The sequence below is a fragment of the Bacillus sp. NMCN1 genome (genome assembly GCF_002998085.1).
Lineage (GTDB): Bacteria > Bacillota > Bacilli > Bacillales > Bacillaceae > Bacillus.
Map to the genome: position 1 here is coordinate 1,601,669 of NZ_PVQL01000001.1, position 25,695 is coordinate 1,627,363.

The 25,695-nt window shown below is 40.2% G+C and carries 24 protein-coding genes, 1 pseudogene and 1 other annotated feature; of the genes and pseudogenes, 3 read left to right on the forward strand and 22 right to left on the reverse strand.

All coding sequences use genetic code 11. The features are described 5' to 3' along the window. Positions 1 to 63 precede the first annotated feature (63 nt). From clpX to ilvE, 11 genes are all read right to left on the reverse strand, one after another. The gene (gene clpX, locus C6W21_RS08495; protein WP_012010785.1) at positions 64 to 1,329 is read right to left on the reverse strand and encodes an ATP-dependent protease ATP-binding subunit ClpX; all 1,266 of its coding nucleotides are present in this window, start codon (positions 1,327 to 1,329) and stop codon (positions 64 to 66) included. Positions 1,330 to 1,580: 251 nt separating this feature from the next. Continuing rightward, positions 1,581 to 2,855, reverse strand: coding sequence for a trigger factor (tig, locus tag C6W21_RS08500; RefSeq protein WP_106049989.1), 1,275 nt, complete (start codon positions 2,853 to 2,855; stop codon positions 1,581 to 1,583). A gap of 239 nt (positions 2,856 to 3,094) precedes the next feature. After that, positions 3,095 to 4,102, reverse strand: coding sequence for a DNA damage checkpoint antagonist DdcA (ddcA, locus tag C6W21_RS08505; protein WP_106049990.1), 1,008 nt, complete (start codon positions 4,100 to 4,102; stop codon positions 3,095 to 3,097). Between the two features lie 125 nt (positions 4,103 to 4,227). Continuing rightward, positions 4,228 to 4,827 (reverse strand): 3-isopropylmalate dehydratase small subunit, encoded by a 600-nt coding sequence (gene leuD / locus C6W21_RS08510; RefSeq protein WP_060596899.1) that lies wholly within the window; start codon positions 4,825 to 4,827, stop codon positions 4,228 to 4,230. 13 nt (positions 4,828 to 4,840) lie between these two features. Then, on the reverse strand, positions 4,841 to 6,256 hold the full coding sequence (gene leuC / locus C6W21_RS08515) for a 3-isopropylmalate dehydratase large subunit (protein ID WP_106049991.1): 1,416 nt from the start codon (positions 6,254 to 6,256) through the stop codon (positions 4,841 to 4,843). A gap of 40 nt (positions 6,257 to 6,296) precedes the next feature. Further along, the gene (leuB, locus tag C6W21_RS08520) at positions 6,297 to 7,394 is read right to left on the reverse strand and encodes a 3-isopropylmalate dehydrogenase (RefSeq protein WP_106049992.1); all 1,098 of its coding nucleotides are present in this window, start codon (positions 7,392 to 7,394) and stop codon (positions 6,297 to 6,299) included. 18 nt (positions 7,395 to 7,412) lie between these two features. Beyond that, a complete protein-coding gene (locus C6W21_RS08525) occupies positions 7,413 to 8,966 on the reverse strand; it encodes a 2-isopropylmalate synthase (RefSeq protein ID WP_106049993.1) in 1,554 nt (517 codons plus the stop codon). Further along, on the reverse strand, positions 8,953 to 9,981 hold the full coding sequence (gene ilvC / locus C6W21_RS08530; RefSeq protein WP_034661704.1) for a ketol-acid reductoisomerase: 1,029 nt from the start codon (positions 9,979 to 9,981) through the stop codon (positions 8,953 to 8,955). Before ilvC ends, C6W21_RS08525 begins: the two co-directional genes overlap by 14 nt. An 18-nt stretch (positions 9,982 to 9,999) precedes the next feature. Next, positions 10,000 to 10,518, reverse strand: coding sequence for an acetolactate synthase small subunit (gene ilvN / locus C6W21_RS08535; RefSeq protein WP_034661705.1), 519 nt, complete (start codon positions 10,516 to 10,518; stop codon positions 10,000 to 10,002). Next, on the reverse strand, positions 10,515 to 12,239 hold the full coding sequence (ilvB, locus tag C6W21_RS08540; RefSeq protein ID WP_106049994.1) for an acetolactate synthase large subunit: 1,725 nt from the start codon (positions 12,237 to 12,239) through the stop codon (positions 10,515 to 10,517). Before ilvB ends, ilvN begins: the two co-directional genes overlap by 4 nt. Positions 12,240 to 12,361: 122 nt before the next feature. After that, positions 12,362 to 12,608: a binding site (T-box leader), on the reverse strand. Positions 12,609 to 12,616: 8 nt separating this feature from the next. Continuing rightward, entirely contained in the window at positions 12,617 to 13,531 is a 915-nt protein-coding gene (ilvE, locus tag C6W21_RS08545) for a branched-chain-amino-acid transaminase (protein ID WP_003216381.1), read from the reverse strand. 432 nt (positions 13,532 to 13,963) lie between these two features. Here ilvE and C6W21_RS08550 point away from each other — a divergent pair, with 432 nt between their 5' ends. After that, positions 13,964 to 15,007 carry a lactonase family protein gene (locus tag C6W21_RS08550; RefSeq protein WP_106049995.1) on the forward strand — a complete coding sequence of 348 codons (1,044 nt, stop codon included), beginning with the start codon at positions 13,964 to 13,966 and terminating at the stop codon, positions 15,005 to 15,007. Between the two features lie 33 nt (positions 15,008 to 15,040). On the opposite strand, the gene C6W21_RS08555 is transcribed toward C6W21_RS08550, so the two are convergent. The 7 genes and pseudogenes from C6W21_RS08555 to C6W21_RS08585 form a co-directional block, all read right to left on the reverse strand. Further along, the gene (locus tag C6W21_RS08555; protein WP_106049996.1) at positions 15,041 to 15,460 is read right to left on the reverse strand and encodes a YkvA family protein; all 420 of its coding nucleotides are present in this window, start codon (positions 15,458 to 15,460) and stop codon (positions 15,041 to 15,043) included. Positions 15,461 to 15,555: 95 nt separating this feature from the next. Beyond that, positions 15,556 to 16,722 carry a D-alanyl-lipoteichoic acid biosynthesis protein DltD gene (gene dltD, locus C6W21_RS08560; RefSeq protein WP_106049997.1) on the reverse strand — a complete coding sequence of 389 codons (1,167 nt, stop codon included), beginning with the start codon at positions 16,720 to 16,722 and terminating at the stop codon, positions 15,556 to 15,558. Next, a complete protein-coding gene (gene dltC / locus C6W21_RS08565; protein ID WP_024423191.1) occupies positions 16,722 to 16,958 on the reverse strand; it encodes a D-alanine--poly(phosphoribitol) ligase subunit 2 in 237 nt (78 codons plus the stop codon). The genes dltD and dltC overlap by 1 nt, the downstream gene beginning before the upstream one ends. 21 nt (positions 16,959 to 16,979) lie before the next feature. After that, entirely contained in the window at positions 16,980 to 18,164 is a 1,185-nt protein-coding gene (gene dltB, locus C6W21_RS08570) for a D-alanyl-lipoteichoic acid biosynthesis protein DltB (protein ID WP_106049998.1), read from the reverse strand. After that, positions 18,161 to 19,666 (reverse strand): D-alanine--poly(phosphoribitol) ligase subunit DltA, encoded by a 1,506-nt coding sequence (gene dltA / locus C6W21_RS08575; RefSeq protein WP_106049999.1) that lies wholly within the window; start codon positions 19,664 to 19,666, stop codon positions 18,161 to 18,163. Before dltA ends, dltB begins: the two co-directional genes overlap by 4 nt. Before the next feature lie 14 nt (positions 19,667 to 19,680). Beyond that, entirely contained in the window at positions 19,681 to 19,830 is a 150-nt protein-coding gene (locus C6W21_RS08580; protein WP_223249569.1) for a teichoic acid D-Ala incorporation-associated protein DltX, read from the reverse strand. A gap of 254 nt (positions 19,831 to 20,084) precedes the next feature. After that, positions 20,085 to 20,270, reverse strand: a pseudogene (locus C6W21_RS08585) (Kelch repeat-containing protein); the annotation flags it as partial. Positions 20,271 to 20,438: 168 nt separating this feature from the next. On the opposite strand from C6W21_RS08585, the gene C6W21_RS08590 reads away from it, so the two are divergent. Next, entirely contained in the window at positions 20,439 to 22,010 is a 1,572-nt protein-coding gene (locus tag C6W21_RS08590) for a T7SS effector LXG polymorphic toxin (RefSeq protein ID WP_106050001.1), read from the forward strand. A gap of 20 nt (positions 22,011 to 22,030) precedes the next feature. Next, positions 22,031 to 22,420: an immunity 50 family protein gene (locus C6W21_RS08595; protein ID WP_044139967.1), complete on the forward strand. Its 390-nt coding sequence runs from the start codon at positions 22,031 to 22,033 to the stop codon at positions 22,418 to 22,420. A gap of 135 nt (positions 22,421 to 22,555) precedes the next feature. Here the strand turns inward: C6W21_RS08595 and C6W21_RS19445 are convergent, their stop codons facing one another. The 4 genes from C6W21_RS19445 to C6W21_RS08615 form a co-directional block, all read right to left on the reverse strand. Continuing rightward, entirely contained in the window at positions 22,556 to 22,660 is a 105-nt protein-coding gene (locus C6W21_RS19445) for a DUF4241 domain-containing protein (RefSeq protein ID WP_080772955.1), read from the reverse strand. 420 nt (positions 22,661 to 23,080) lie between these two features. After that, positions 23,081 to 24,700 (reverse strand): DUF2326 domain-containing protein, encoded by a 1,620-nt coding sequence (locus C6W21_RS08605; RefSeq protein ID WP_044139966.1) that lies wholly within the window; start codon positions 24,698 to 24,700, stop codon positions 23,081 to 23,083. Beyond that, on the reverse strand, positions 24,690 to 24,917 hold the full coding sequence (locus C6W21_RS08610) for an ABC-three component system middle component 7 (protein ID WP_044139965.1): 228 nt from the start codon (positions 24,915 to 24,917) through the stop codon (positions 24,690 to 24,692). Before C6W21_RS08610 ends, C6W21_RS08605 begins: the two co-directional genes overlap by 11 nt. Beyond that, a complete protein-coding gene (locus C6W21_RS08615) occupies positions 24,914 to 25,672 on the reverse strand; it encodes an ABC-three component system protein (protein WP_044139964.1) in 759 nt (252 codons plus the stop codon). The genes C6W21_RS08610 and C6W21_RS08615 overlap by 4 nt, the downstream gene beginning before the upstream one ends. Positions 25,673 to 25,695: the final 23 nt, after the last annotated feature.

Sequence of the window (25,695 nt, forward strand, 5' to 3'; positions counted from 1 at the left end):
AACACATCTTCCACGATAAATAAAAAACTCCTGAATCAAAAAGATTCAGGAGTGAGACTACTCTTATGCAGATGTTTTCGTATCTTTATTGACGACTGTGCCGTCCTTTAACACAAGACGCGGCGATTCGCCATCAGCAACCGTTGCACCAGTGATCACACATTTTTCAATATCATCACGTGATGGAAGGTCAAACATCACATCAAGCATAATGCCTTCAATGATTGAACGTAGACCACGAGCCCCTGTTTTACGCTCAATTGCTTTTTTCGCAATTTCGCTTAGAGCATCTTCTTCAAACTCAAGCTCTACATCATCAAGCTCAAGCATTTTTGTATACTGCTTCACGAGTGCATTTTTAGGCTTCGTCAAGATCTCTACAAGTGCTTTTTCATCTAACGGCTCTAGGCTTGCAATAACCGGTAGACGGCCGATGAATTCTGGGATTAAACCGAAGCGAAGCAAGTCTTCTGGGAGTACTTTTGATAGAAGAACTTCTTTTTCAAGATCTTCGATTTTATTTTCCGCACCGAATCCAATGACTTTTTGACCTAAGCGGCGTTTGATGATTTGCTCAATGCCGTCAAAGGCTCCACCACAAATAAAGAGGATATTTGTTGTATCAATTTGAATGAATTCTTGATGAGGATGCTTACGTCCACCTTGAGGCGGTACACTAGCGACAGTTCCTTCAAGAATTTTCAATAGTGCTTGCTGAACACCTTCCCCAGATACATCACGAGTGATAGAAGGGTTTTCTGATTTTCTTGCTACTTTATCGATTTCATCGATGTAGATAATGCCTTTTTCCGCTTTTTCTACATCATAATCTGCTGCTTGGATCAGCTTTAGTAAAATATTCTCTACGTCTTCACCAACATAACCAGCTTCAGTTAAAGATGTTGCATCTGCAATCGCAAATGGGACATTTAAAATACGAGCAAGCGTTTGAGCAAGTAATGTTTTACCGCTTCCTGTTGGCCCAATCATAGAGATATTACTTTTCGAAAGCTCAACATCATCAATCTTGCTGTTAGAATTGATCCGTTTGTAGTGGTTATACACCGCTACAGCTAAGGATTTCTTCGCATTTTCTTGTCCGATGACATATTCATCAAGAATCTCCCGAATTTCATGAGGCTTCGGAACATCCTTGAATTCAACTTCTTCCTCAGTGCCGAGCTCTTCTTCAACTATTTCCGTGCAAAGCTCGATACATTCATCACATATATATACGCCAGGTCCTGCGACCAGTTTACGCACTTGATCTTGCGTTTTTCCGCAAAACGAGCATTTTAATTGACCTTTTTCCTCGTTGAATTTAAACATTCTTTCACCCCTTATTCTTCTTCACTTGCCTGTAGCTAACAGTCAGCTACCTTTCTGGGTCCAGTATGTATGCATTTTACCATACTTTCCTAAAAGACGGTAATGATGTGTTTTTAACACTGTACATTGAGATATGTATAACAGAAAGATGCGACTTACACTATCGTTTCCAAAAGAAGCGATGATAAGTCAAAAATTGTACAAAACAAGGCACGAGTCACTCGCGCCCTGTTTTATTATTATGCACCATATTAACGGTTTTCTACAAGAAAATCAATTGCTTTGCGAACTTTTAGATCTTCTTTCATTGCGTCAGTAGATCCGATCGCTTGTTTGATATTTTCAATTGGCATGTTGTATGCTTCAGCCATTTTTGAAAGTTCTTCTTCTACTTCTTCATCAGACACTTGTAAGTTTTCTGTAGCAGCAATTGCTTCAAGCGTTAGGTTAGATTTCACGCGTTTAGCAGCATCTTCTTTCATTTGCTCTTTCAGCGCATCTTCATCTTGACCAGAGAATTGGAAGTAAAGCTCAAGGTTCATCCCTTGCATTTGAAGACGTTGTTCGAATTCTTTCATCATGCGGTCTAGCTCAGTGTCAACCATCGCTTGTGGGATGTCAACTTCCGCATTTTCAGAAGCTTTCTCCACTAGCTCTTCACGAAGTTTACCTTCTGCTTCGTTTTCTTTAGCTTCTTCAAGACGTTTCTTCGTTTTTTCAGTTAGTTCAGCAAGAGTTTCTACTTCTTCATCAACATCTTTCGCGAACTCATCGTCAAGTGCTGGAAGTTCTTTTGCTTTGATTTCGTGAATTTTCACTTTGAATACAGCTGGTTTACCTGCAAGGTCTTCAGCATGGTATTCTTCTGGGAAAGTGACTTCTACCTCTTTTTCAGCGCCAGCTTCAAGACCAACTAACTGTTCTTCGAAACCAGGGATGAATGAACCAGAACCTACTTCAAGAGAGTAGTTCTCAGCTTTTCCGCCTTCGAATGCTTCTCCATCAACGAATCCTTCGAAATCAAGAACAACTGTATCGCCGTTTTCGATTACGCCTTCTTCTTTGACAACAAGCTCAGCTTGACGGTTTTGCATGCCTTTTAACTCTTCTTGTACATCTTCATCAGTGACAGTTGCGTCGTCTTTTTCTACGTTAAGACCTTTGTAGTCACCAAGTTTCACTTCAGGCTTCACTGTTACTTTTGCAGTGAAGATTAAGCTTTCGCCTTTTTCGATTTTCTCAACATCGATTTCAGGGCGGTCAACTGGCTCGATACCAGCTTCGTCGATTGCTTTTGGATATTCAACTGGAAGAAGAATATCTAATGCATCTTGATAAAGAGACTCTACACCAAAACGCTGTTCGAAAAGACCACGTGGTACTTTCCCTTTACGGAATCCAGGGATCGATACTTGCTTGACAACTTTCTTAAACGCATCATCAAGTGCTTTGTTAAATGTTTCAGCATCAACTTCTACAGTTAAGACGCCTTCGTTACCTTCTTGTTTTTCCCATTTTACTGACATGTGTGTTTCCCTCCAAAAATCTATTCAGATTGTGCGTTGTTACATTCTAAAGCATCATAAAGACTTCGTCCAATCAAAAACCACGCACGCCGCTAAAGAAGCGGTATTATGTATACAATATTTGACTTGATTATACATATCGCCTTTCAACCGTTGGAATCTACAACTGCACTATATATGCACAAATACAACCATTATATTATAACATAACAAGTCCGTCTTTCAACTAAATCGACAAATTACAAATAAGAAATTTCTTCAATATCTTTCAGCATTGTGCAAGCTTCTCTCAGCTCTCGTTCATTAAATTCATACAATAGATGCAATTCTTCGAGGTCAATCTCGATCCCATGCATTTCATAGCCGACTTTATGAAGTGCTGCTGCCCAAAGATTCGGATCTGTGTATTTAGGAAGAAATGGATAAAGCACAAATAAGTGCCGGCGCCATAACTCTTCCACGCCTTGGTAAAGGGTTGGGTTCTCATTGCCAAGTGTGTCATCGAGCTTACGAAGGACTTGCTGAAGTAGCGGCATCTGCTCTGGCTTTACAGCCTCAGAGGGAACAAGTGTTAAAGAATCACCGAATTTCGTCACATGAACCGGCTTTGCCACAGCATGATCTGACAGAAGCTGCAGGATCAATGATTTGACCACAGGGTTACCATCAGGCTTTTGTAGGATCGTATTTAATAGACCCATATGCGGTGTGACGTTCCGGTCTTTCAGCGAATGGATGAACTGCACCTGCTCTTCTGGCCGCTCGAGCATATCATCTATATTGATTTCACCGCCGTCTTCCTCATCTTCATCTAAAATCTGTTCAGGTGATTCGATCATTTTTCTGCTAAATTCGAGCAGCTTGTAAAAATGCTCCGCACTTTCTGCTGGAAGGTGATTTTCTTCAAGTACTGCCTCAATTGTCTGCTTCACTTCTTCATATTCTTTCAGCTGAATTAAGATCGTCATATACACTTGAAGCACGGTGAAATAGTGTCCATACCCCTCATTCAGCATCTTTTCACAAACACGCTTTGCATCCTGCAGCTCACCCAGCTCCAGAAAACAAATCGCCATGCCGAGGTGAATATCAGATTCTTCATCGTCATCATAAGATTTTGCTTCTGAAAACAAGTGAAGCGCCTCTTGATACTGTTTATCTTTTAATGCTGCCATTCCTTTTTCAATCAGTCTTTCTTTCAGACCAGGAAACAAAATGACATTATCTTTCTTCTTGTCATGTTTCATGCTTACGTTCCTTTCGGGCGCATATTTTTTATCAGTTTACCAACGTAGGTTAGTAAACACAAGTAACGAGAGGTTTTCATGCAAAAAAGAAGCCGTCACACCTCGGGCGGACGGCTTCTTTTTGTTTACGCACGCAGCCAGCTGCTGCGCTTATCTTCAAATGCTTGAATGTCATCTTCTAGTAGTAAAGTTAATGAGATCTCATCATAGCCATTCAGGAGCATTTCTCTCCAGTGTGGGTCCACATCAAAAGGAGTGATATTCCCTTCGTGATCTTCTATTTGCTGTTTTTCAAGATCAACCGTCATCTCATACCCTTTGTTCTCATATGACGCAGCGAATGTTTTCCACACATCATAATCAAGACGAATTGGAAGCATCCCATTTTTAAAGCAGTTTTGGTGAAAAATATCTGCGAATGATGGTGCGATGACAATTTTGAAACCATAATCATCAAGTGCCCAAGGGGCATGTTCCCTTGATGATCCGCAGCCAAAGTTTTCTCCTGCGATTAAAATAGATGCTCCTTCATAAATCGGCTGATTCAGCTCGAAATCAGGATTTGGGCTGCCATCAGCTAAATACCGCCAGTCGAAAAAGGCAAATCTGCCATATCCTGTTCGTTCAATTCTCTTCAAAAATTGCTTCGGAATAATTTGATCTGTATCTACATTGATACGGTTAAGTACAGCGGCTTTCCCTTTGTGTGTAACTAAAGGCTCCATCTATGTCAACTCCTTACACGACTGTTTTCTCTTGATTGAACTTCCTGACATCCACAAATCGGCCATGTATTGCAGCCATTGCAGCCATTGCCGGGCTGACAAGATGCGTTCTCGCACCTTTTCCTTGACGTCCCTCAAAGTTACGGTTTGATGTAGATGCGCAGCGTTCGCCTTCTGGTACCACATCGTTATTCATGCTTAGACACATACTGCAGCCAGATTCTCTCCATTCAAATCCTGCTTCAAGGAAGATTTCATGAAGACCTTCTTCTTCTGCTTGCAATTTGACGCTTTGAGAGCCAGGCACGACAATCGCTCTGACATGATCAGCTACCTTTTGTCCTTCTATCATAGAAGCTGCTTGGCGTAAATCAGTCATTCTTGAGTTCGTACATGAGCCGATAAACACATGTTCAATCGTAATATCTTCAATACGCTGATGCGGATGAACACCCATGTATTCGTATGCACGAATCGCTTCTTTTTGATCATCCTCTTGTGCAAAATCCTCAGGCCCTGGAATGGACGCATCCACAGGCAGCACCATTCCTGGGTTAATTCCCCATGTGACCATTGGTGAAATCTCATTCCCATCTAAAACTATCGTTTTATCATAGGTTGCACCCGGATCTGTTTTAAGTTCTTCCCATTCTTTAATCGCTGCTTCGAAGTCTTCTCCCTGCGGTGCATATTTGCGGCCGCGGCAATATTCAAAGGTGACTTCATCAGGTGCAATCAATCCTGCTCTTGCGCCTGCTTCAATCGACATATTACAAACCGTCATGCGTTCATCCATCGTCATGTTTCTGAATACTTCCCCAGTGTATTCAATCACATAACCTGATCCGAACTTCACGCCATGCGCACCAATGACTGCTAAAATGACATCTTTAGCTGTTACCCCTTTTTGAAGCTTTCCGTCTACTCTAATTTCTAATGTTTTCGGACGCTGCTGCCAAAGTGTTTGTGTGGACAGTACATGTTCAACCTCACTTGTACCGATGCCAAAAGCAAGTGCGCCAAACGCGCCATGAGTTGATGTATGACTATCTCCACAAACGATTGTTTTCCCAGGAAGTGTCAACCCAAGCTCTGGTCCAACAACATGGACAATCCCTTGGTCTACACTATGAAGGTCAGCTAGACGGACGCCAAATTCAGCACAGTTGCGCTCTAGAGCACTCACTTGCTTCTTCGCAATCTCATCTTTGATCACAAATCGATTGACAGTCGGGATGTTGTGATCCATGGTCGCAAACGTGTTTTGAGGTCTCCTCACCTTGCGCCCTTTTTGTCTTAATCCTTCAAATGCTTGAGGTGATGTGACTTCATGCACCAAGTGCAGATCAATATATAAAAGGTCTGGTTTCCCCTCGCCGTTTTTGACAACGTGCTGATCCCATATTTTTTCGATGATTGTTCGAGGCATAACCCTTTTCCTCCCTCTACCTAATTCCACAAGATTCTATTTATACAATTGTTTTCGCGCGCTGCTTGAGTGCGTCTACAACTGCATGAGTGATTTCTTCAGTTGTTTGATACGTTCCCTCTTTTGCCGATAAGTCCTTTGTTCGTTTGCCAGAGGTAAGAACAGCTTCCACAGCTTCTTCTATGGCAGCCGCTTCTTCTTCTAATGCAAAGGATGTTCTAAGCAAGCTTGCTGCTGACAAAATGGTTGCCAGAGGGTTTGCGACGTTTTGCCCCGCAATATCGGGTGCTGATCCATGTATCGGCTCATATAAATGGAGGCCAGTGCTTGATAGACTGGCAGATGGCAGCATACCGAGTGACCCAGTAATCATAGAAGCCTCGTCACTTAAAATGTCACCAAACATATTTTCTGTCACAATGACATCAAATTGAGCGGGCTTATAAATCAGCTGCATGGCGGCATTATCAACGAGCATGTGCTCATATGCAACTTCTGGATATTGAGAAGCCACTTCTTCTACAGCATCCCGCCATAGTTTACTAGAAGCCAGAACATTCGCTTTATCCACAGACGTTACTTTTTTCCGTCTCGTTAAGGCCATGTCGAATGCTTCTTTTAATACACGGACAATCTCTTCCTTTGTATAAAGAAGCGTATCAACCGCAGCTTCTTTTCCTTCTTCATCCATGTAGCGCTCGCTTGGTTCACCAAAATAGAGACCCCCTGTTAATTCACGAACGATGACAAAATCGACTCCGCTAATGTGATCCTGTTTTAACGGTGACGCCTCGCTTAAGCTATCGAACACTTTGACAGGACGGATATTTGCAAATAAGTCCAGCTGTTTACGAATGGCGAGCAAGCCTTTTTCCGGACGAAGCTCTGGCTGGTTTTGATCCCACTTTGGTCCGCCGACTGCTCCTAATAAAATCGCATCAGCGCTCTTGCATACATCAACCGTTTCTTTTGGGAGCGGATTGTTTTTTTCATCTATGGCGATACCGCCAATGAGCGCCGTTTCGAATTCGAATTCGTGTTGAAATTGAGCCGCTGTCTCTTTCAGGACAGCGACTGCAGATGTCACAACTTCCGGTCCGATTCCATCGCCGGGCAAAAGTGCAATTTTCTTTTTCATGAGAACCTACCTCCTTTCCTATGAGATCGCGTGATGTTTCTCAATTTCAATCAGATTTGATTTAAAGATTAAATGCCTGTTTACTGCATTGACGTAGGCTTTCGCCGATGCTTCCAACACATCTTGCGCCACACCGCGTCCAGCTGTTTCTTTTCCTTCTATTGAAACAGTGACATATACTTCCGCTAGTGCATCTCTGCCTTTTCCATTTGATTGAATACGGTAGTCTAGCAAATGAATTCTTTCCTCCATACAGCGCTCCAGCGTGTTGTACACAGCTTCTACACTGCCTGCGCCTGTAGCTGCTTCTTGAATGACTTCCTGCGTTTCTTGATTTTTCAGAGAGACCGTTGCTGTTGGCATCTGTTCTGTTCCATAGTGCACTTGAAGACTTTCAAATTCGTAGCCAATTTTTCGGTCTGCTACTTTTTCTTCTAATATAATAGAGATCAAATCATCATCTGTAATTTCTTTTTTCTTCTCCGTCAAATTCTTGAAGGTTTCGAAGAACTTATTGATTTCTTCTTCTGTTAGTTTAAAGCCTAGCGTTTTCATACGGTCTTTAAACGCATGTCGTCCGGAGTGTTTCCCAAGGACAAGTACATCTGTTGTCACACCGACAAGCTCTGGAGATATGATTTCATAGGTTGTTTTTTCTTTGAGGAAACCATCTTGGTGAATACCTGATTCATGTGCAAAAGCGTTGTTGCCAACGACCGCTTTATTGCGCGGTACAATCATTCCTGAGTATTTGCTCACTACATCACTTGTACGCTTAATTTCATTCAATTGAATCGTTGATTCGACTTGGTAGAAGTCTTTTCGAATATGAAGAGCGACTGCAATTTCTTCTAAAGCGGCATTCCCTGCGCGTTCTCCAATTCCGTTGACAGCTGTTTCAATTTGATTTGCTCCATTTTCAATGGCAGCAAGTGAGTTTGCTACAGCCATTCCCAGGTCATCATGACAGTGAGCAGACAAGTTGACGCGGTCGATATTTGGAACGTGTTCCTTCATATATTTAAAGATATTGCCGTACTCTTTTGGCGCTAAGTATCCAACTGTATCTGGCAAGTTAATGACACTTGCCCCAGCGTCAATGACCTTCTCTACAATTTCTGCTAAGAAAGCAAGATCTGTACGGCACGCATCTTCTGCTGACCACTGGACAACTGGAAAACGTTCTTTCGCGTATTTCACCATTGAGACAGCCTGTTCTACGACTTCTTCACGTGTTTTCTTTAGTTTATGCTTCAGATGAATATCAGAAGTAGCGATAAAGATATGAATTCTTGGTTCCACTCCATCTTTTAACGCTTCCCATGCAGCATCAATGTCACCTTTCACACATCTCGCAAGACCAGCAACTGAACAGTTTTTAATCGATCTGGCAATTTCTTGTACGCCTAAGAAATCCCCTCGGGATGAAGCGGGAAAACCCGCTTCAATGATATTAACCCCAAGGCGCTCAAGCTGCTTTGCAATGATTAGCTTTTCTTGTGCATTTAAGTTCACTCCTGGTGATTGCTCTCCATCTCGAAGTGTTGTGTCAAAAAAATTAATTTTCCGCACCGACGCTCACCGCTTCCTTTTTCTTTCCTTGTTTGACGAAAGGCATCATTTCACGAAGCTTTCTTCCGACGATTTCAATTTGGTGCTCATTTTCATTTGCATTGATCGCATTGAAACGTGGACGATTCACTTGGTTTTCAACAATCCATTCTTTTGCGAATGTTCCGTTTTGGATATCAGTCAAGACGGCTTTCATAGATTCTTTTACGTTTGCATCCACAACGCGTGGTCCTGATACGAAATCACCCCATTGTGCCGTATCAGAGATTGAATATCTCATACCTTCTAATCCTTCTTCGTACATAAGGTCAACGATCAGTTTCAGTTCATGCAGACACTCGAAGTATGCAAGCTCTGGCTGATAACCTGCTTCTGTTAATGTTTCAAATCCTGCTTTCACAAGTGAAGTAAGACCCCCGCAAAGGACCGCTTGCTCACCGAATAGATCCGTTTCCGTTTCTTCTTTAAATGTTGTTTCAAGGACGCCCGCTCTTGCTCCGCCGATTGCTTTTGCATAAGCAAGTGCTTTATCTTTCGCTTGACCAGATACATCTTGATAGATGGCAAATAGTGCAGGTACACCAGCGCCTTGCTCATATGTTCTTCTCACAAGATGTCCTGGACCTTTTGGAGCCACAAGATACACATCTACGTCACTTGGAGGAACGATTTGATGGAAATGAACGTTGAATCCGTGTGCGAATACAAGTGAGTTGCCTGCTTCTAATTGATCTTTGATTTCTTCGTCATATACTTTCTTTTGCTGCTCATCTGGAAGTAGTACCATGACGACGTCTGCTTGTGCTGCCGCTTCTTTTACTGTGAATACTTGATGGCCGTCTTCTTGTGCTTTTGTATAAGATCCACCTTTTCTCACGCCGACAATCACATCTACGCCGCTTTCTTTTAAGTTCAATGCATGTGCATGACCTTGTGATCCATACCCAATGATGGCAACCTTTTGACCATTTAATACGTTTTCTTGAATATCACCGTTATAATATACTTTTACCATTTGACTCTCTCCTTTTGTTTAGACAATTGAAATTGTTTTATTTGATTGCGGCTTTTGCTGATTATCTCTCGCAAAGGCCGTGGTGCCAGTTCTGGCGACTTCTTTAATACCGTATGGCTTAAGTAATTCAATGAGTGCTTCAATTTTTGAAGACTCACCTGTCACCTGAATGACGACACTCTCTCTGCTTACATCTACAATAGAGGCTCTAAATGGTTCAATGACCCCTGTGATCTCCATTCTAGATGCTGGTGCAGAAACGACTTTTATCAAAGCCAGCTCTCGCTGGACGATTGATTGGTTTGTAATGTCTGTTACTTTGAGAACATCAATTTGTTTGTTCAGCTGTTTTGTCAGCTGTTCAATGTCTTTCTCTTGGTCTACATGGACGACGAACGTGATGCGTGATACATCTTGAATCTCAGAATGGCCGACCGTAATGCTTTCAATGTTGTAGTGTCGTTTGGTAAAAAGGCCAGTGATTCGGTTCAATACGCCTGATCGATTTAATACAGTCAACACAATAATTCTTTTCAAGGTTTCACCCCCACCATCTCATGAAGTCCTTTCCCCGGTGCAACCATCGGGAATACTTTTTCATCTCTCGCTACATTGACATCGATGAAAACAGGCTCTCTTGACGTTAACGCTTCTTCAAGCTTTTCTTTCGCCTCTTCGTCTGATGAGATTCTAATTCCTTTAATGCCATAAGCTTCAGATAATTTTACGAAGTCTGGCTGCTCTGAAAATTTAGAATATGAGTAGCGTTCTTCGTAGAAAATTTCTTGCCATTGTCTTACCATTCCAAGGCTGTGATTATTCAGAACAATCACTTTCACTGGAAGGTTCAGCTCACGGATAACGGCAAGTTCTTGCAGGGTCATTTGGAAACCTCCGTCTCCTAAAATCGCCACAACCGTTGCCTCCTGATCAGCCAGCTGAGCGCCAATAGCTGCCGGTAAACCGAAGCCCATCGTACCAAGGCCGCCAGATGTGACCCACTTATCTGCATTTTCAAATGGATAGAACTGCGCTGCCCACATTTGGTGCTGCCCGACATCTGTTGCCACAATGGCTTCACCTTTCGTGAATTGATGAATGTATTCAATCAGCTTTTGAGGCTTAAAGCCCTCTGCTTCGTTTTCAACGTACCAGAGCGGATATTCTTCCTTCCACTGATCTAATTGGTTTTTCCATTCATTTGATTCTCCTTGCTTCCCGTCTTGCTTGATCAGCTCTTCAAGAACTAGTTTACTGTCTCCAACAACCGGGATATGGGTATGAATGTTCTTGCCAATTTCTGCTGGGTCGATATCAATATGTGCTACCTTCGCATGTTTCGCAAAGTGATTGAGGTTGCCTGTTACCCTGTCATCGAATCTTGCACCGATTGAAATGAGCAGATCACATTGGTGAAGAGCCATGTTCGCCGCATATGTGCCATGCATACCAGCCATCCCTAGGAAAAGAGGATGCTTTGCTGGGAAGCCGCCAAGTCCAAGCAGTGTATGAGCGACTGGGATTTGCTGCTGCTCTACATATTGTCTTAATTCCTCAGACGCTTTGCCATGAAGAACGCCAGCTCCCGCTAGAATGACTGGTTTCTTCGCTCTGCTTACAGCTTCTACTAATTTGCGAATTTGCAAATAGTTCGGCTCGACTTTTGGCTGATAACCAGGTAAATCAATTGGCTGATCATATTCAAACGTTCCTTCAATGCCTGCCACATCTTTTGGAATATCAATCAAGACTGGACCAGGTCTGCCTGTTGTTGCGATGTGGAACGCCTCTTTAATGACACCCGGTAATTCCTCTGGATTTCTCACCTGGTAGCTGTGCTTTGTGATGGGCATTGTGATGCCGAGCACGTCTGCTTCCTGGAAAGCGTCTGATCCAATGACTGAGGTTGCCACCTGTCCTGTGAAGACGACAAGAGGAAGTGAATCAATCATTGCATCTGCAATTCCTGTGACAAGGTTTGTTGCTCCAGGTCCTGATGTTGCAATGACAACACCCGGTTTACCAGATACTCTAGCGTATCCTTCTGCTGCGTGAATCGCACCCTGCTCATGCCTTGGCAGGACATGAAATAAACCAGAATCATAAATTTTATCGTAGATCGGTAAAACCGCTCCGCCTGGATATCCGAAAATAACTTCTACTTTTTCTCTTTTGAGTGCTTCAATTAACATGAGTGCACCGTTCATTGTTTGTGGTGCTTTAGATGTTTCCGTCTCCACTTGTACATTTGTCCCCATTTGATTTCCTCCTCTTTGTCTTGCTTCAGTCAAGTCTTTTCACCCTTTTCTATTCAAGATCGAGATTTTAGACCATATAAAAAAGCCTTCTCACCCCACAATGACACTACTTTTCACTAGGTCAAAGGGGCGAAAAAGCTTTGTTTTTCGCGGTACCACCCTTGTTCACGGCAAAATCTGCTGCCGTCTCATGGACATCTTTCATCCATTTTGGTAACGAGTGAGCAATGTCACTCGGTCTGCCCTACTATCATTTCAAGCAGACACTCAGAGGTGAGTTCACTTTAGAAAGTAACACCGGTTTCCAGCTACCACCGGCTCTCTGTAGATACTGACTCTAAAGCTACTAGTCCTCTTCAACGTTTATCGATATCTATTTAGCTTGCGTGAATGTTTTCATCTGTAAATACGACTTTTTCTCCTTCTTCAACCACTCGCTTGCGGAATTGTTCAAGAAGTTTGTTTGTGTGGACCCCAGGTTTCCCTTCACCGATTGTACGACCGTCAACCTTTACAACGGCGATGACTTCGGCTGCGGTTCCTGTCAGAAAAACTTCTTCTGCTGTATACACATCGTGCCTTGTGAATGGTTCTTCTTTCACTTCGTAGCCTAAGTCTTCTGCAATCTCCATGATGGCATTTCTTGTGATGCCTTCAAGAGCGCCGATATAACCTGGCGGTGTATAGAGCTTACCTTTTTTATAAATAAACACATTGTCTGCAGAACCTTCTGCCACGTACCCTTGATCGTTCAGCATCAGCGCTTCACTCACACCGGCCATATGGGCTTCGATTCGGACAAGGATGTTATTCAAATAATTTAATGATTTCACTTTTGGACTCAGTACATCGGGACGATTTCGTCTCGTCGGTACCGTCACAATATCAATACCCGTTTCATATAGGTGCTTTGGAAAAATGGCCAGCGGCTCTACAATGATCACTGTGTTGGCTCTCCCGCAGTTGTTTGGATCTAAACCAAGATCACCAGCTCCTCTTGAGACAACAAGACGGATATAGGCATCCTTTAGGCCGTTCCTTTCAACTGTATGAATCATTTTTTCCGTGAGTTCCTCAAGTGAATATGGAATGTTCAGCATAATGGATCTAGCAGAATCATACAGGCGGTCTAAATGTTCTTTCATTCGAAAGATATTTCCGTTATACACGCGTATCCCTTCGAACACACCGTCACCATATAAGAAGCCATGATCATAAACTGAAATTTTCGCATCCTCTTTTTTCACGAGTTCATCGTTTAAAAAGATCCACTGTTCCTTTTGGTCTTCCATTTTCAGTGAGCACCCTCTCTTTCAAACAAAAAGTAGTTGAATTTTCAGACACTTTTTATTGAAGCCTCTCACGCTTGCTCTGCGTGTTTGTTTAGCTTTTGTTGAACCCATCTTACGCCGCTTTCCATACAGTGTCAACAGCATTTTTAAAATTATTAGACAATTTAGACTAATCAAAATTAAATGTATACGCTTACACCTTTGCTAGACAAGGAATGAAAAAACTTAAAATTTTTTGTATTTTTTCTTCAATTGATTTACTTTACCTGAACGGTTTTCTTTTGAGAAAACGTTTGTGATATTTTTTCACATGGTTTTTAATGAACACTAGTAGATTTCAACGCTTTTGATTTTCTTTTGGCATGCCTTTCTAAAGCGTTTTCCTATGAATTTATGATAAAATGAGAGCATCTTATAGAAGGAGGGCAATACATGGCTAACATCAGAGGTTATATCGGAACGTATACAAAGGGAGACAGTAAAGGTGTTTATACTTTTACATTAAATACGGACAAGCAGCAGATTGAGCAAGTAGAAGTGGCTGCTGAACTTGAAAACCCTACATATTTAACCGTCTCAGATTCTCAAAAATTTGTGTATGCTGTTGTGAAAGAAGGATCACAAGGCGGGCTTGCTGCGTATCAAATTGATGAAGAAACCGGCACACTTCGTTTCATCAACCAAGAGCTTGCCGATGGGGCTTCTCCTTGCCACGTCAGCGTGGACAGTCAAACAAAAACAGCTTTTACAGCGAACTATCATAAAGGAACAGCAGAGATGTATGAAATCGACGCTGAAAATGGCTCAGTGATCCGCACGCTGTCACAGGCGCAGCATGAAGGAACTGGCCCGAACGAAGATCGTCAGGAAAAACCGCACACTCACTTTATGGGTCTGACACCAGATGAACAATTTGCAGTGGCTGTTGACCTTGGGACCGATGGCATTTATACGTATAAGAAAAAAAACGGCAAACTCGAGCTCGCTCATACATTTGAAACAAAACCAGGCACAGGTCCTCGTCATATCACATTCCATCCAACGAAACCTGTGGCATATGTGATGACAGAGCTAAGCTCAGAGGTGATTGCGCTTCGTTACTTTGAAGATGGTCATTTCGAAGAGATCCAAACGATCGCAACCATTCCAAGCGACTTTACAGACAACAATCAAGGCAGTGCCATTCACGTCTCTTCAGATGGCCAATTTGTTTATGCAGGAAACCGCGGGCATGACAGCATTGCGATTTTTAAAGCAGACGCTGACGGCCAATTAAGTCTTGTCGAGATTGCTTCTTCTGAAGGAAACTGGCCTAGAGACTTTGTGCTTGATCCAACTGAAGAATTCCTCGTCGGTTCAAACCAAGAATCTAGCAACCTCGTGTTATACAAACGCGACAAAGAAACAGGACGACTCACTGTCTTACAATCAGACATCGCCGTCCCTCATCCGGTTTGCGTGAAATTTTTAGGATAATGAAAAAAAGCCTCTGTTATTGGAGGCTTTTCTTTATGCAGACGGCACCCCGCCATCTTCAAGCTTTTGATCAATAAGAGACGTATCGGTTTTTTCACCGAACCATTTTGATAGCCTGTCCTTCGCTTTTCCTTTCACATCATCATCAATGTACATCGCTACTTGAAGCAGAGCAAATGTGATCGCTCCTAAATCATCTGTATAGCCGACACCAATCAATGTATCGGGAATGAGGTCAATTGGAAGGATAAAGTATCCGAGCGCCCCAATAATAAGGGTCTTCGCTTTGACAGGTACTTCAGGTTTTTGCAATGTATAGTAAAGTAATAGAACAGCATAGACAAGAGAGACACCAGCTTTTTGTGCCGTCTTTTTTAGCTTTTCCCAAAAGGCATGATCATTAAAATGCTTCTTCGAACGCTTCAATAGTTCTTTTTTCTCAGAACGATTCATCATATCGCCTCCATCTACAGCATAGCCCTTTTCCCTTAGTTATACAAGATATCCGCCAATTCGACAAACAAAAAGCAGCAGAAAGCTGCTGCATTCTACTGCTCTTTGTAAAACTTTTCGATCGCCTTATCGATGTACACCCATCCTTTATAAGACACATGAATTGTATCTTTAAAGAAATAAGGATCGTACTCATGCTTAGTCAAATCTGCAACTTCATACCCATTATCTCGAATTTGACGATTGATTTTTTCATAATACCCCGTACGTCCCTCTTTCGGAAAACCAGTATAATCATACCATTTTCCATTGACAGGAATCGTCACAAACAAAGGCTTCGCCCCTGCCTGTTTTAAAATATCCAGCATGATCTGAAAATCTTTGTATTCTGGTGATTCCACATAAGAGTGGCCTTCACGGGAATCCTTCATCTTTTTCATGATCGGTTTCAGCTTACGGTCAAACAGTTTTTGATTAATATAAAACGGGTTGTCCCCTGCTCTTTTCGCACCAAAAACGCTCGCTTCTTTTTCAAGCTCAGTCCATGTTTTTCCTTTGACTGAAGGAGACGGTTGAAGCTTACGTTCATGCCCCGATCCAATTGTATAGTACATATCTTTCTTTTGAAGCATGCCATAATACATTTTTGCAATAGGAGAAATCGCGCCATAAGCGAATTTGTTCCCAGAAAGCTCTGCTTTAAAAAGCTCTGTGATCACCATGTCGTTTTTTACTGCTTTAAACTTCATGATTCTTTTAATCAGCTCTTTTTTCACAGTTGGATCAATTTCTTTATTATAGGCAAGATTAAGCGCTTGAAGTGCTGAATAGTTAGGCGCAAAGTGATTCTCGTCAGATCCCCATTTCACAAACCACTGCGGGGACACGATAAACACAAGCTTCTTCCCTTTTAACTCATCCATATGCGCTGCGAAGTTCATCGCATGAATTAATGATTGTGACCCACCTTTTCCAATAAGATAAGGTGTAAACCCTTGAGGATTCTCATGAAAGAAATTCGAAGGGTGATATGGATCAAAACGTGATAGTTCAGAAGATCCATAGATCGGCAAATAAGTTGGATCTTTTAGCATTTCATCTTGTAAATAAAGCCCCTGGAACATCCCTGGATCTAATTCTGTGGCTGACTTTTGTAATTTGTCTTTTGGGATCAGATGTGAGAGCCATGCATTTGGTACAAGAAGAACACCAATGAATAGAACAGCCGCTAAAATAAGCGGCCCAAAAAAACGCTTTTTCATTACTTCATCTCTGCCAGCTGCTCAGCAATGTGATTCGGTGTATCCCACACATCACGATCGAACTCTGTAATCGGAACAGTGATTCCGAGTTGACTTTCAATTGCCATAAGCAGTTCTACTGTACCAAATGAATCTAGAAGACCTTCTTCAAAAATTGCAATCTCTGGATTTTCTTTCACAACGTCGTCCTGACAAACCTCTGCAATAATACCGTATACTTGATTTTTAAATTCCATAATTTTCTACTCCCTTAATGATTAATGATGAAATGGTTTTCCTGAAAAAATATAAAATCCGAAACAAATCACATGGAATGTAATAATGATCGACACAACCATTGTGACCTTATTATCCGGCCACCACTTGTGCTTCTTATTCCATTTCTCGAATAAATTGTAACCGGACATCACAACTGCGTGATATAGACCGTAAATAATATATTGAAGTGCTAGACCATGCCAAGCACCCATCAATAGAAAGAGGACAAAGTACCCAATATTTGATACAGCCATACGGTTCTTGATCCACTTCTTTTTTGTCATAAAGAACACAAATCTCATAAACACGTAGTCTCTGAACCAGAAGGACAGGGACATGTGCCAGCGATTCCAGAAGTCTTTAATGTTCCGGCTGATAAACGGTTTGTTAAAGTTTTCTGGTGATTTAATGCCCATCATATAACTCACACCAACAGCAAATGCTGTATATCCAGCAAAGTCAAAGAACAAATACATACTGTACGCATACATATACGTTAACTGTTGAACAAAGTGACTGCTGCTAATGTGATGAATATTCATGAGAATATACGTGTGAATCAGATAACCAATAATGAACTTATATAAGAAGCCGATAAAAATTTTATGAATACCGGCGTATAGAAGATCACTGTACGCTTCCTTTTCAGGCGGCGTATCCATATCCTTTTCAAACCGGCGGTAACGATCAATCGGACCTGATGAAATTGTCGGGAAAAAGACAATGAAATAGACCAAACGATGAATCGGAATTTTCTTCTTAATCAAGCCGTCTCTTGTCTCGATAATTAACTGAACACCTTTAAATGTTAAGTACGAGATCCCTAAAAAGCTCAGCCAGTTCATTGGCGGCGGTTGATGCGGCTGATGAGTTAAAAAGAACGGTAAAATCTTTGATAGTACAAGCGGCAAAATCGATGCCACCACTGCCATATAGAAAACAGACGCTTGATTCGCTTTCAGCCGGTACGCAATGTATAGGCGGATGATCAAGACTTGCCACACTGTAAACAAGAAGAGCAGCAGCGCGCCATGTGCATCCTTTGAGAAAACAAGCGCGAGTGCCACAACCGTTGCAAACATGTTGTAGCCCTGCATTCTTTTGCCGCGAAGACCAAGAATGATCGTCGGCAAAAGAAGAATACCAATTAGAATGAAGAAAAAGAATGAACTAAACGGAATCATAGAAGAACCTCTTTCGCGATTCTCTTACGGTCAACCTTCCCGTTTGGCGTCATATACAGCTGCTCAAGGTAGACAAACTTTCTTGGAATCATGTACGCAGGCAGTGAATCCGCCATTTCTTTCTTAATTGCACTTGTCAGCTGATATTCTTTTTCAAAAGAATGCGCGGCTGGAACAATGGCTGCAATCAAGTACTCCACATGACCGTTTGGCTGGAACGGCACAATCACACAAGCATTGACATACGTTGTCTCGCTCACATGATATTCAATTTCTTCAAGCTCCATCCGGTATCCATGCAGCTTAATTTGATAGTCCAGACGACCGTGGCACGTAATCAAACCATCCTGCGCCACACCTGCGTCACCTGTGCGGTATGCAGGGCGTCCTTCGTATTCAAAGAACACTTTATCCGTTAAGGCTTGTTCACCTAAGTAGCCTTTCGTGACGCTTGGCCCCACGATGACAATTTCCCCTTTTTCACCATCAGGAAGTGCCTTGCCTTCTTCATCTAAAATGACGATATCTGTATCAGGCTTGGCATAGCCGACTGGTAAAGAATCGTGCTGATCAAGAATCTCCTGCGTGACTTCAATTGATGTGATCGCAACAGTTGCTTCAGTCGGACCATACGTATTAAAGATCTGCGCTTTTGGAAAACGCTCAAGGAGTGCACTTGCTACAGATACAGGAAGTGCCTCTCCGCAGAACAAGAAAACTCTCAGCTCTGGTAAAAGCTCTCCTGTAAAGGAAGGGTCCATTAAGCACATTTGCACAAAGGAAGGTGTTGATGTCCACACTTCAACGTCAGATTGACCGAGTGCTGCAAACATATCCTTCGGCTTATTCACTAGATCTTTCACTAAACAGTAAAGCGTGCCGCCTGATTGAAGCGCTGGATACAAATCCATCACTGATAAGTCAAAAGAAAATGGTGCTTGATTTAAGAACGTACGCCCCCCGCCAATTGGGAAGTCTCGGCACATCCACTCTGTAAAGCTTTCTAAATTATTGGCTGTTACCTGAACGCCTTTCGGTTTTCCGGTACTGCCAGACGTATAAATGATGTAAAAGACATCATCCTGTTGAACCCACTGCGAGGATGGCGGTGCTTCTTTTTCAAGAGCTAAAAGAGATGCCGCACTTTTCACTTCAATGTGTTCTTCTACATCTAATACATTCTGCTCATTTGCACAAATCAACAGACTGGCTTTTGAGCTTTCAATAATTGAGACGATACGCTCGGCAGGTATTGAGATGTCGACCGGAATATAAGGTCTGCCTGATTTCACACTGCCTAAGAAAGAAATCAGCATCTCTGGCTCCATATGACCGTATACAATGACAGGTGCACTACCATTTGCGACTGCATCGATCGCACCGGCCATTTGGTCTGATAGATGCCAAAGCTCATCATATGTGATCGAAGCATGTTGAGAAACAAATGCTGGCTGTGTTGGTTTCGTTTGTTGGTATTCATGAATCGTGTGTAATAGTTTCATAGTTTAATCTCCAATTAAAAATCGTTGTAAATGAATGATCCCGTATTTGCTGTATGGAATCCGTAAATAAAGAACAATAATAGCAAAATAAGTAAGTAAAAGCCCGTATATCCTATCCATTTTACAGACTTATTTTCTGATAGCTTTTTGAATAGCATATTGATAACCTCTTTTCTTTTGACACTTATAGAGACGCATGAATCATTCAAAGAGTTTCATATCAAAACATAAAAATTTTAAGAAATCATGAAAGAAAGATGTCGAATCGATAAACGTGTCTCTAGGCAAAGCTGTCTTATTGTAACAAAGATTTAATGTATTTGAAATGAAATTCCAGCTTAAATTTGCCTTAAAATTGGTGAAAGCTGTCGAATAAACGCAAAAGCCACCTAGTTTGCTTAGATGGCTTTGATTTCAATTACTTCTTATATTTATTGACTTCGAACATGAGAATGTTTTTGAACACCACATAATCCTTTTTACTTTCAAAGGGACCTTTATTGTTGTCATGCTCATCAATTTCATAAAACCCTGGTCCTTCTCCGGCATCACGCTTTTTGTACCAGGATAGGAAAGCGTTGACTTCTTTCATGGAGAGGTCATACTACTTCAGCAAAGTGTTGACCAATAGAATGTATTTAAAGCTTTATCACTCACTACTTTTTTCCTATTCATTACATTTTTTTATATTGTTAAAATAAAACATACTTATGTGAGAAGGGAGTGAACCTTTCTGGGCAAAATACTTGATGCAAAAGCACTAACAAGTGCCATGGATGCAAGGGCAAAACACTACCAGGAACTCCGTGAACAAATGGTAGATTTAAAAAAGACACTTCAAGGCGTGGCTAACCTCGGTGATGATTTCACTGGAAAAGGTGCCGATAACATTAAAAGCTTCTATAAAGAACTGGCTGGAAATGTAGATATGTTTATCAGCTTCATTGATAAGCAAAAAGCCTTTCATGAAGGTGTTTCTGGGACACTAGATGATACAAACTTTGGCGGCGACACCTTTGTAGAAGAACACTTTTTAGACAACGCTGTACATATGGGCATCAAAAATGCCAAAAGCATTGTGAAGGATCAAAAAAAGGCGCTTAAAACGATTTTTCAAGACATCGACGACCTCATTTCTCTAGAGGTATTTGATAGTCAAACCTTTGATGAAAAAATTGCAGATGCGGAAGACGAGCGAAAAAAGACAGTGAAAGACCTACGAGAGCTTGATCAAAATTTAAAAGATGAATATGCTTTGTCAGAGACGGAGCAGCAAGCTACAATGGCATTGTACGCAGAAATGATGAATGCGACAAATGACGGAAAATCCATTTCGCCTATGAACTTTGACAAAAAAGCGTATCAAAATAGTGAAATCTACAAGGCAAAAAGCGATATTGAGAAGCAAACTTCTGAATATCTGAAAATCAAAAAAGAACAAGAGGAAGCCCGCGAGATCGCAAAAGAACAAGAAGCACTCGCCAACCGCCCTTGGTATGAAAAAGCACTTGATTATGGCGGAAATATCGTCAATGAATTGACAGGTGTGAACGATGCAAAACGTGCTGCAACAGGCGTTGATCCAATCACAGGCGAAGAGCTCACCGCAGGCCAGCGAGTCGCGGCAGGCGGCATGGCAGCAGCCGGCTACATCCCTATCGTGGGTTGGGCAGGGCGCATTTTCAAAGGCGGAAAAGCTGTCTACAAAACGACTCAAGCCACGTCAGCCGCAGTTAGGGCAGTCGACATCTACAAGACATCACAAAAATCCTTTGACGCCCTGAAAACATCTCAAAAAGGTTTATATGGCCTCACCGCCACCAATGGCTTCAGCGAAGCGATCACAGGACGAGACATGTTTGGAAATAAGATTTCGAAAGAACAGCAGGAAGCGAGTATGAACGCGGCGCTTGGAATACTTTTGCCGTTTGGGCTAAATGGTGTAAGTAATAAATTAAAAACTAAAGCAACACTAGACGTACCGAAAAACTTAAATAAAAACCATCATGAATCTAGAAAAGCTAGTTTAAAAGAAATTAAACGCCAATTAAATATACCAAGAACACAGAATCCTGAAAGTCAAAAGATGGTGCCCTTAACAGATAAGAATGGAAAACGATTATTAAATGAAAAAAACCAACCAATTCTTACGAGAGAACTTACGTATGAAGTTAATGGTAAGAAGATTGTTATTCAGGATCATTCAAATGGTCACGATTTTGGAGAAGGTGGCGTCGGAAATCAACCTTCACACCACAATGTAAGACCTGAAAACAACACACGCAATGGTAAAGTTGAAGGTGTAGAAGACCATTATTATTTTGAAAGAAGAAACAATAAATAACCCAAACGAGGAGTATCCAAATGATTAGAGAAGAAAAATTTATGAACCCACAAGCGATGACTCAAATTTTCGGGGGGATCCCTCATTTTAAAAACGCAGAAATCATGAATGTTGATTTAAACAGAGATGGTCCTACCCTATTTATAAGACTAATGACAAAAGACTCCGTGAAGAATAAACCTAAACGTTGGGGAAATTTTGATGTTGTCTACGTTGAATTATCATTCATTGGTGTAACGGATTTAAAAATTAATCACTTAGGAAATAATAATATAATTCATCATTTTGAGATTAGCACAACAGAGAATGAAGGGTTATTAAAAATAAACTGTAAGAATCAAATGCAAATCGAAACCATATTTGATTGGGCAAGAGTTGAACAAATTTCGCCGGGACTAATTGGCTCTTAAAATCGTTCGCAGGACGAAAGTGGCTGAAGTCACTTTCGTATAAAACCTCATTATACACTTGATGATATATCTATGAACACACTGAAATTATGATCAAAGAACAAAAAAAGAACCCATGATTTCATGGGTTTCTCGTCATTCAATGATAAGAAAATCCGTCACAAGGCAAGCAGGTTCTCCATTTTCATCTAGTCCCCAAAAGCTTGGATACATTCCGTGGCCGAAGCCTATTGTAATCATGACATCTTAAAATAGCTTATTATTTCTGTGCTCTTGGTTAATAACATTTTATTGATTAGTTGCAAATTTTTTGTTTATTTTCTCTTCTTAGACTTTTTTGCTTTTTTATTTACTGAAGTATTCAAGTTTTTCTCTAAAAGATAGCTATAAAAAAGCTTTTCTAATAATTTGTAGTTTTTGTTCGAACTTAAAATTTTTTGGGCATAATGTATACCAGTATACAAAAAAGCTCCGACAACCATTACTTGAACCCCGAGTATCAACCATAAACCTAGAACTTGGTTAAACTCTTCTTCTTTTAGAGATGGTTCTTCAACAGCAGTATTTATAATAAGCCTCCAAAATATTCTATGTAAGCGCTCCCCTTAAGTTAGCATAATATCTTAATAATACTTTCTATTGCTATATTTAATCACACTTTTACTCAGTTTCTTTCTTACTCTTATCTCCCCAATCCTTAGTGGTTAATAACTTTTCATTAGATAGCTGAATTACTTTTTTCTCCTCTAATATCTTCTGAGTTTCTTTGTTGTACATATCAGTATTATCAATTGCTACAAACACTTGTTTAGAAATTGAATTATAAAATTTTATAATATGTTCAACAGCCTCATTTTCAATATTTTTAAATAAAAAGGAGTCATGCATTATAAATGGCATTTTAGTAAGTGTGAGTATTGCTAAGTCAAAAATAATAAGATTGGCATATGCTTTACCTGTTCCTGTGTTATCAAAGACCTCATAATCATATTTGTTATAAGACAAATTTAACTTAGGAGCTGTTCTTTTATCCTCATGAATTAAGTCATTAATCTCTGTTAGTTTTTTATTGATTGCCCTGCTAATTCTTTCAACAATTTTTTCCTTTAACTCTTCAAGCTCACTTTTCTTGGTTTTAATATCTTCTTTTATTACTGCCAATTTATTGTAGTAATCATTTTCAAGCTGTAAATTCTTTAGCATTGAGGACATTTCAATCAAACTATCAATAAATACAGTAAGTTCCTCATCTGGCTTTAATAGCTGATCTTGCTTTTTAACTACTTTATCAATTTCTTTATTTAGCTCATTTATTTTATCTGCCAGTTCTTTTTTGGCATTCTCTAATTCATCAGTAAGTATAAAGCTGATGCCTTGATGAAATGATTCTATATTATGTAATTTATCAACATTTACATTTGGAAAAAATTCTAAGAGGCTTTCAAAGCCAGCAACTGAAGATTTCTCAATAGTTTTATTTGTTCTATTTAACCTTGAAACATAATACTCTTTTTCATCTATAAGTTTTTTCTTTTTTTCCCTAATTGTTATCATTTCTCCTGAAACAATCTCACTAATATCACCTGAGCCGCTATATGCACTTTTCCCTATTCTTTCTATTTCTTTAGTTAATGCCTCTATTTCTTTTAAGTTCTTCTTTAACTTAGTTTTATTTATTTTAGGAATTAACTTGTGTTTACCTGCCTTATTTAATACTTTTCTTTGATCTTCAAGATTCTTTACTGCCTTGTCCTGTAATTCAATGGCATCATATTCATTAAAAAGCTTAATCAAACTGGTTACAGTTTGAGTGAATTTTTCTTGAGCAAAGCTATGTAATGGTTTTTTAACATTATTATTCTCTTTGCCCCAAACTCTAGAATAGTTACTCACAGCAGATCTAAAACTTAATTGCTCTGATTCAAGTTCATAAAAATTCTTTAATTGCTTTGTAAAGTCATCAACACTGATTCCAACTAATCTTTCATATTTATTATTGCTCTCATAGACAACCTCTGAATTTTCTGTGCCTCTTACATAATGGTATTTAGTCTTATTAAATTCAAATGTAAAGCCAAACTCATGATGTCCTAAGTTTGCAACAACATCACTATTGTGGGAAATATATGTATTACCACCATAAACAAAATCTATAATCATAAGTAAAGTTGATTTACCAATAGAGTTAGAGCCTTTGTTATCCCCTAATACAACATTTAACCCTTCATGGAAATCTATAGTTCCTTCTGCAAATATTGCACTTTTTATCCTAGTTAACATATGTAACTACTCCTTTATCAAAATCTACTTGAATGGCATCAAGTAGAAACAAAGCATCAAGTGAATATATGAATTCATCAATTTCATCAAAGTAATCTTGAGTTATAAAAAACAGTTCCTTTACTGTCATTTCTTTCTCTGATAAAAAGTTAAGAATAATGGTCATTTTTCCAATAATTGACTCATTAAATCTAATTACTTTGTTAGGTACTATCATGAAAACACCTCACAATTTTGAATAAAGAATGAGATGATAATGGCACAAGCACCTTTAGAAATATTTCCAGTTTTTTTATACAACCACTCAGTAAGAAGATCATACATAACCTCCTGAGAAGGCTCTGTTACACTCATATTGTCATGGAATGACCTAACTTGGGATGCTATAGACTTGAATTTTCTGGGGTATTGGCTGTCCATTTCTTTAAACAGTTGTCTAATATATATATAATTTTCTGTTATCTCATGCCTGATTCTATTTTTTGTCATTCTGGATAATGTATCATCAGCTTTAATATCTAATTGTAAGGCATCATAATTTAATGGGGTGTATAATTCCTCATCTGACTCCTCCACCAATGATTTAATAACTTCTTTTATTTCTTTTTCTATTTGGTAATCAGCATATTTTGACCTTGTCTCTTTTTTTGACAAGATATTTTTCTTTATGCTTAATAACTGCCTATATTCTTCAACTGTTCTGGGATTGTCATATCTTGTATGGCATTCTTTACACAAAGCTATAAAATTTCTTATGTTATTTACATCCTCATGTATTCTCTCCTCATCCTTTAATAATTCTATTTCTTCTTCTGTAGGATTTAGAGGATATATATGAGCACCTTCCCATGACTTATACTGTCTACCCTTCTTTTCATAAGTTAAAGTTTTTGCATCAATAGGACACAAACTCCCAACCTCAGCTAACAATATGGCATTTTCCTGAGGTGTTAAATTTCTTCTTTCAGGCATATTATTTACACAACCTTTACAAC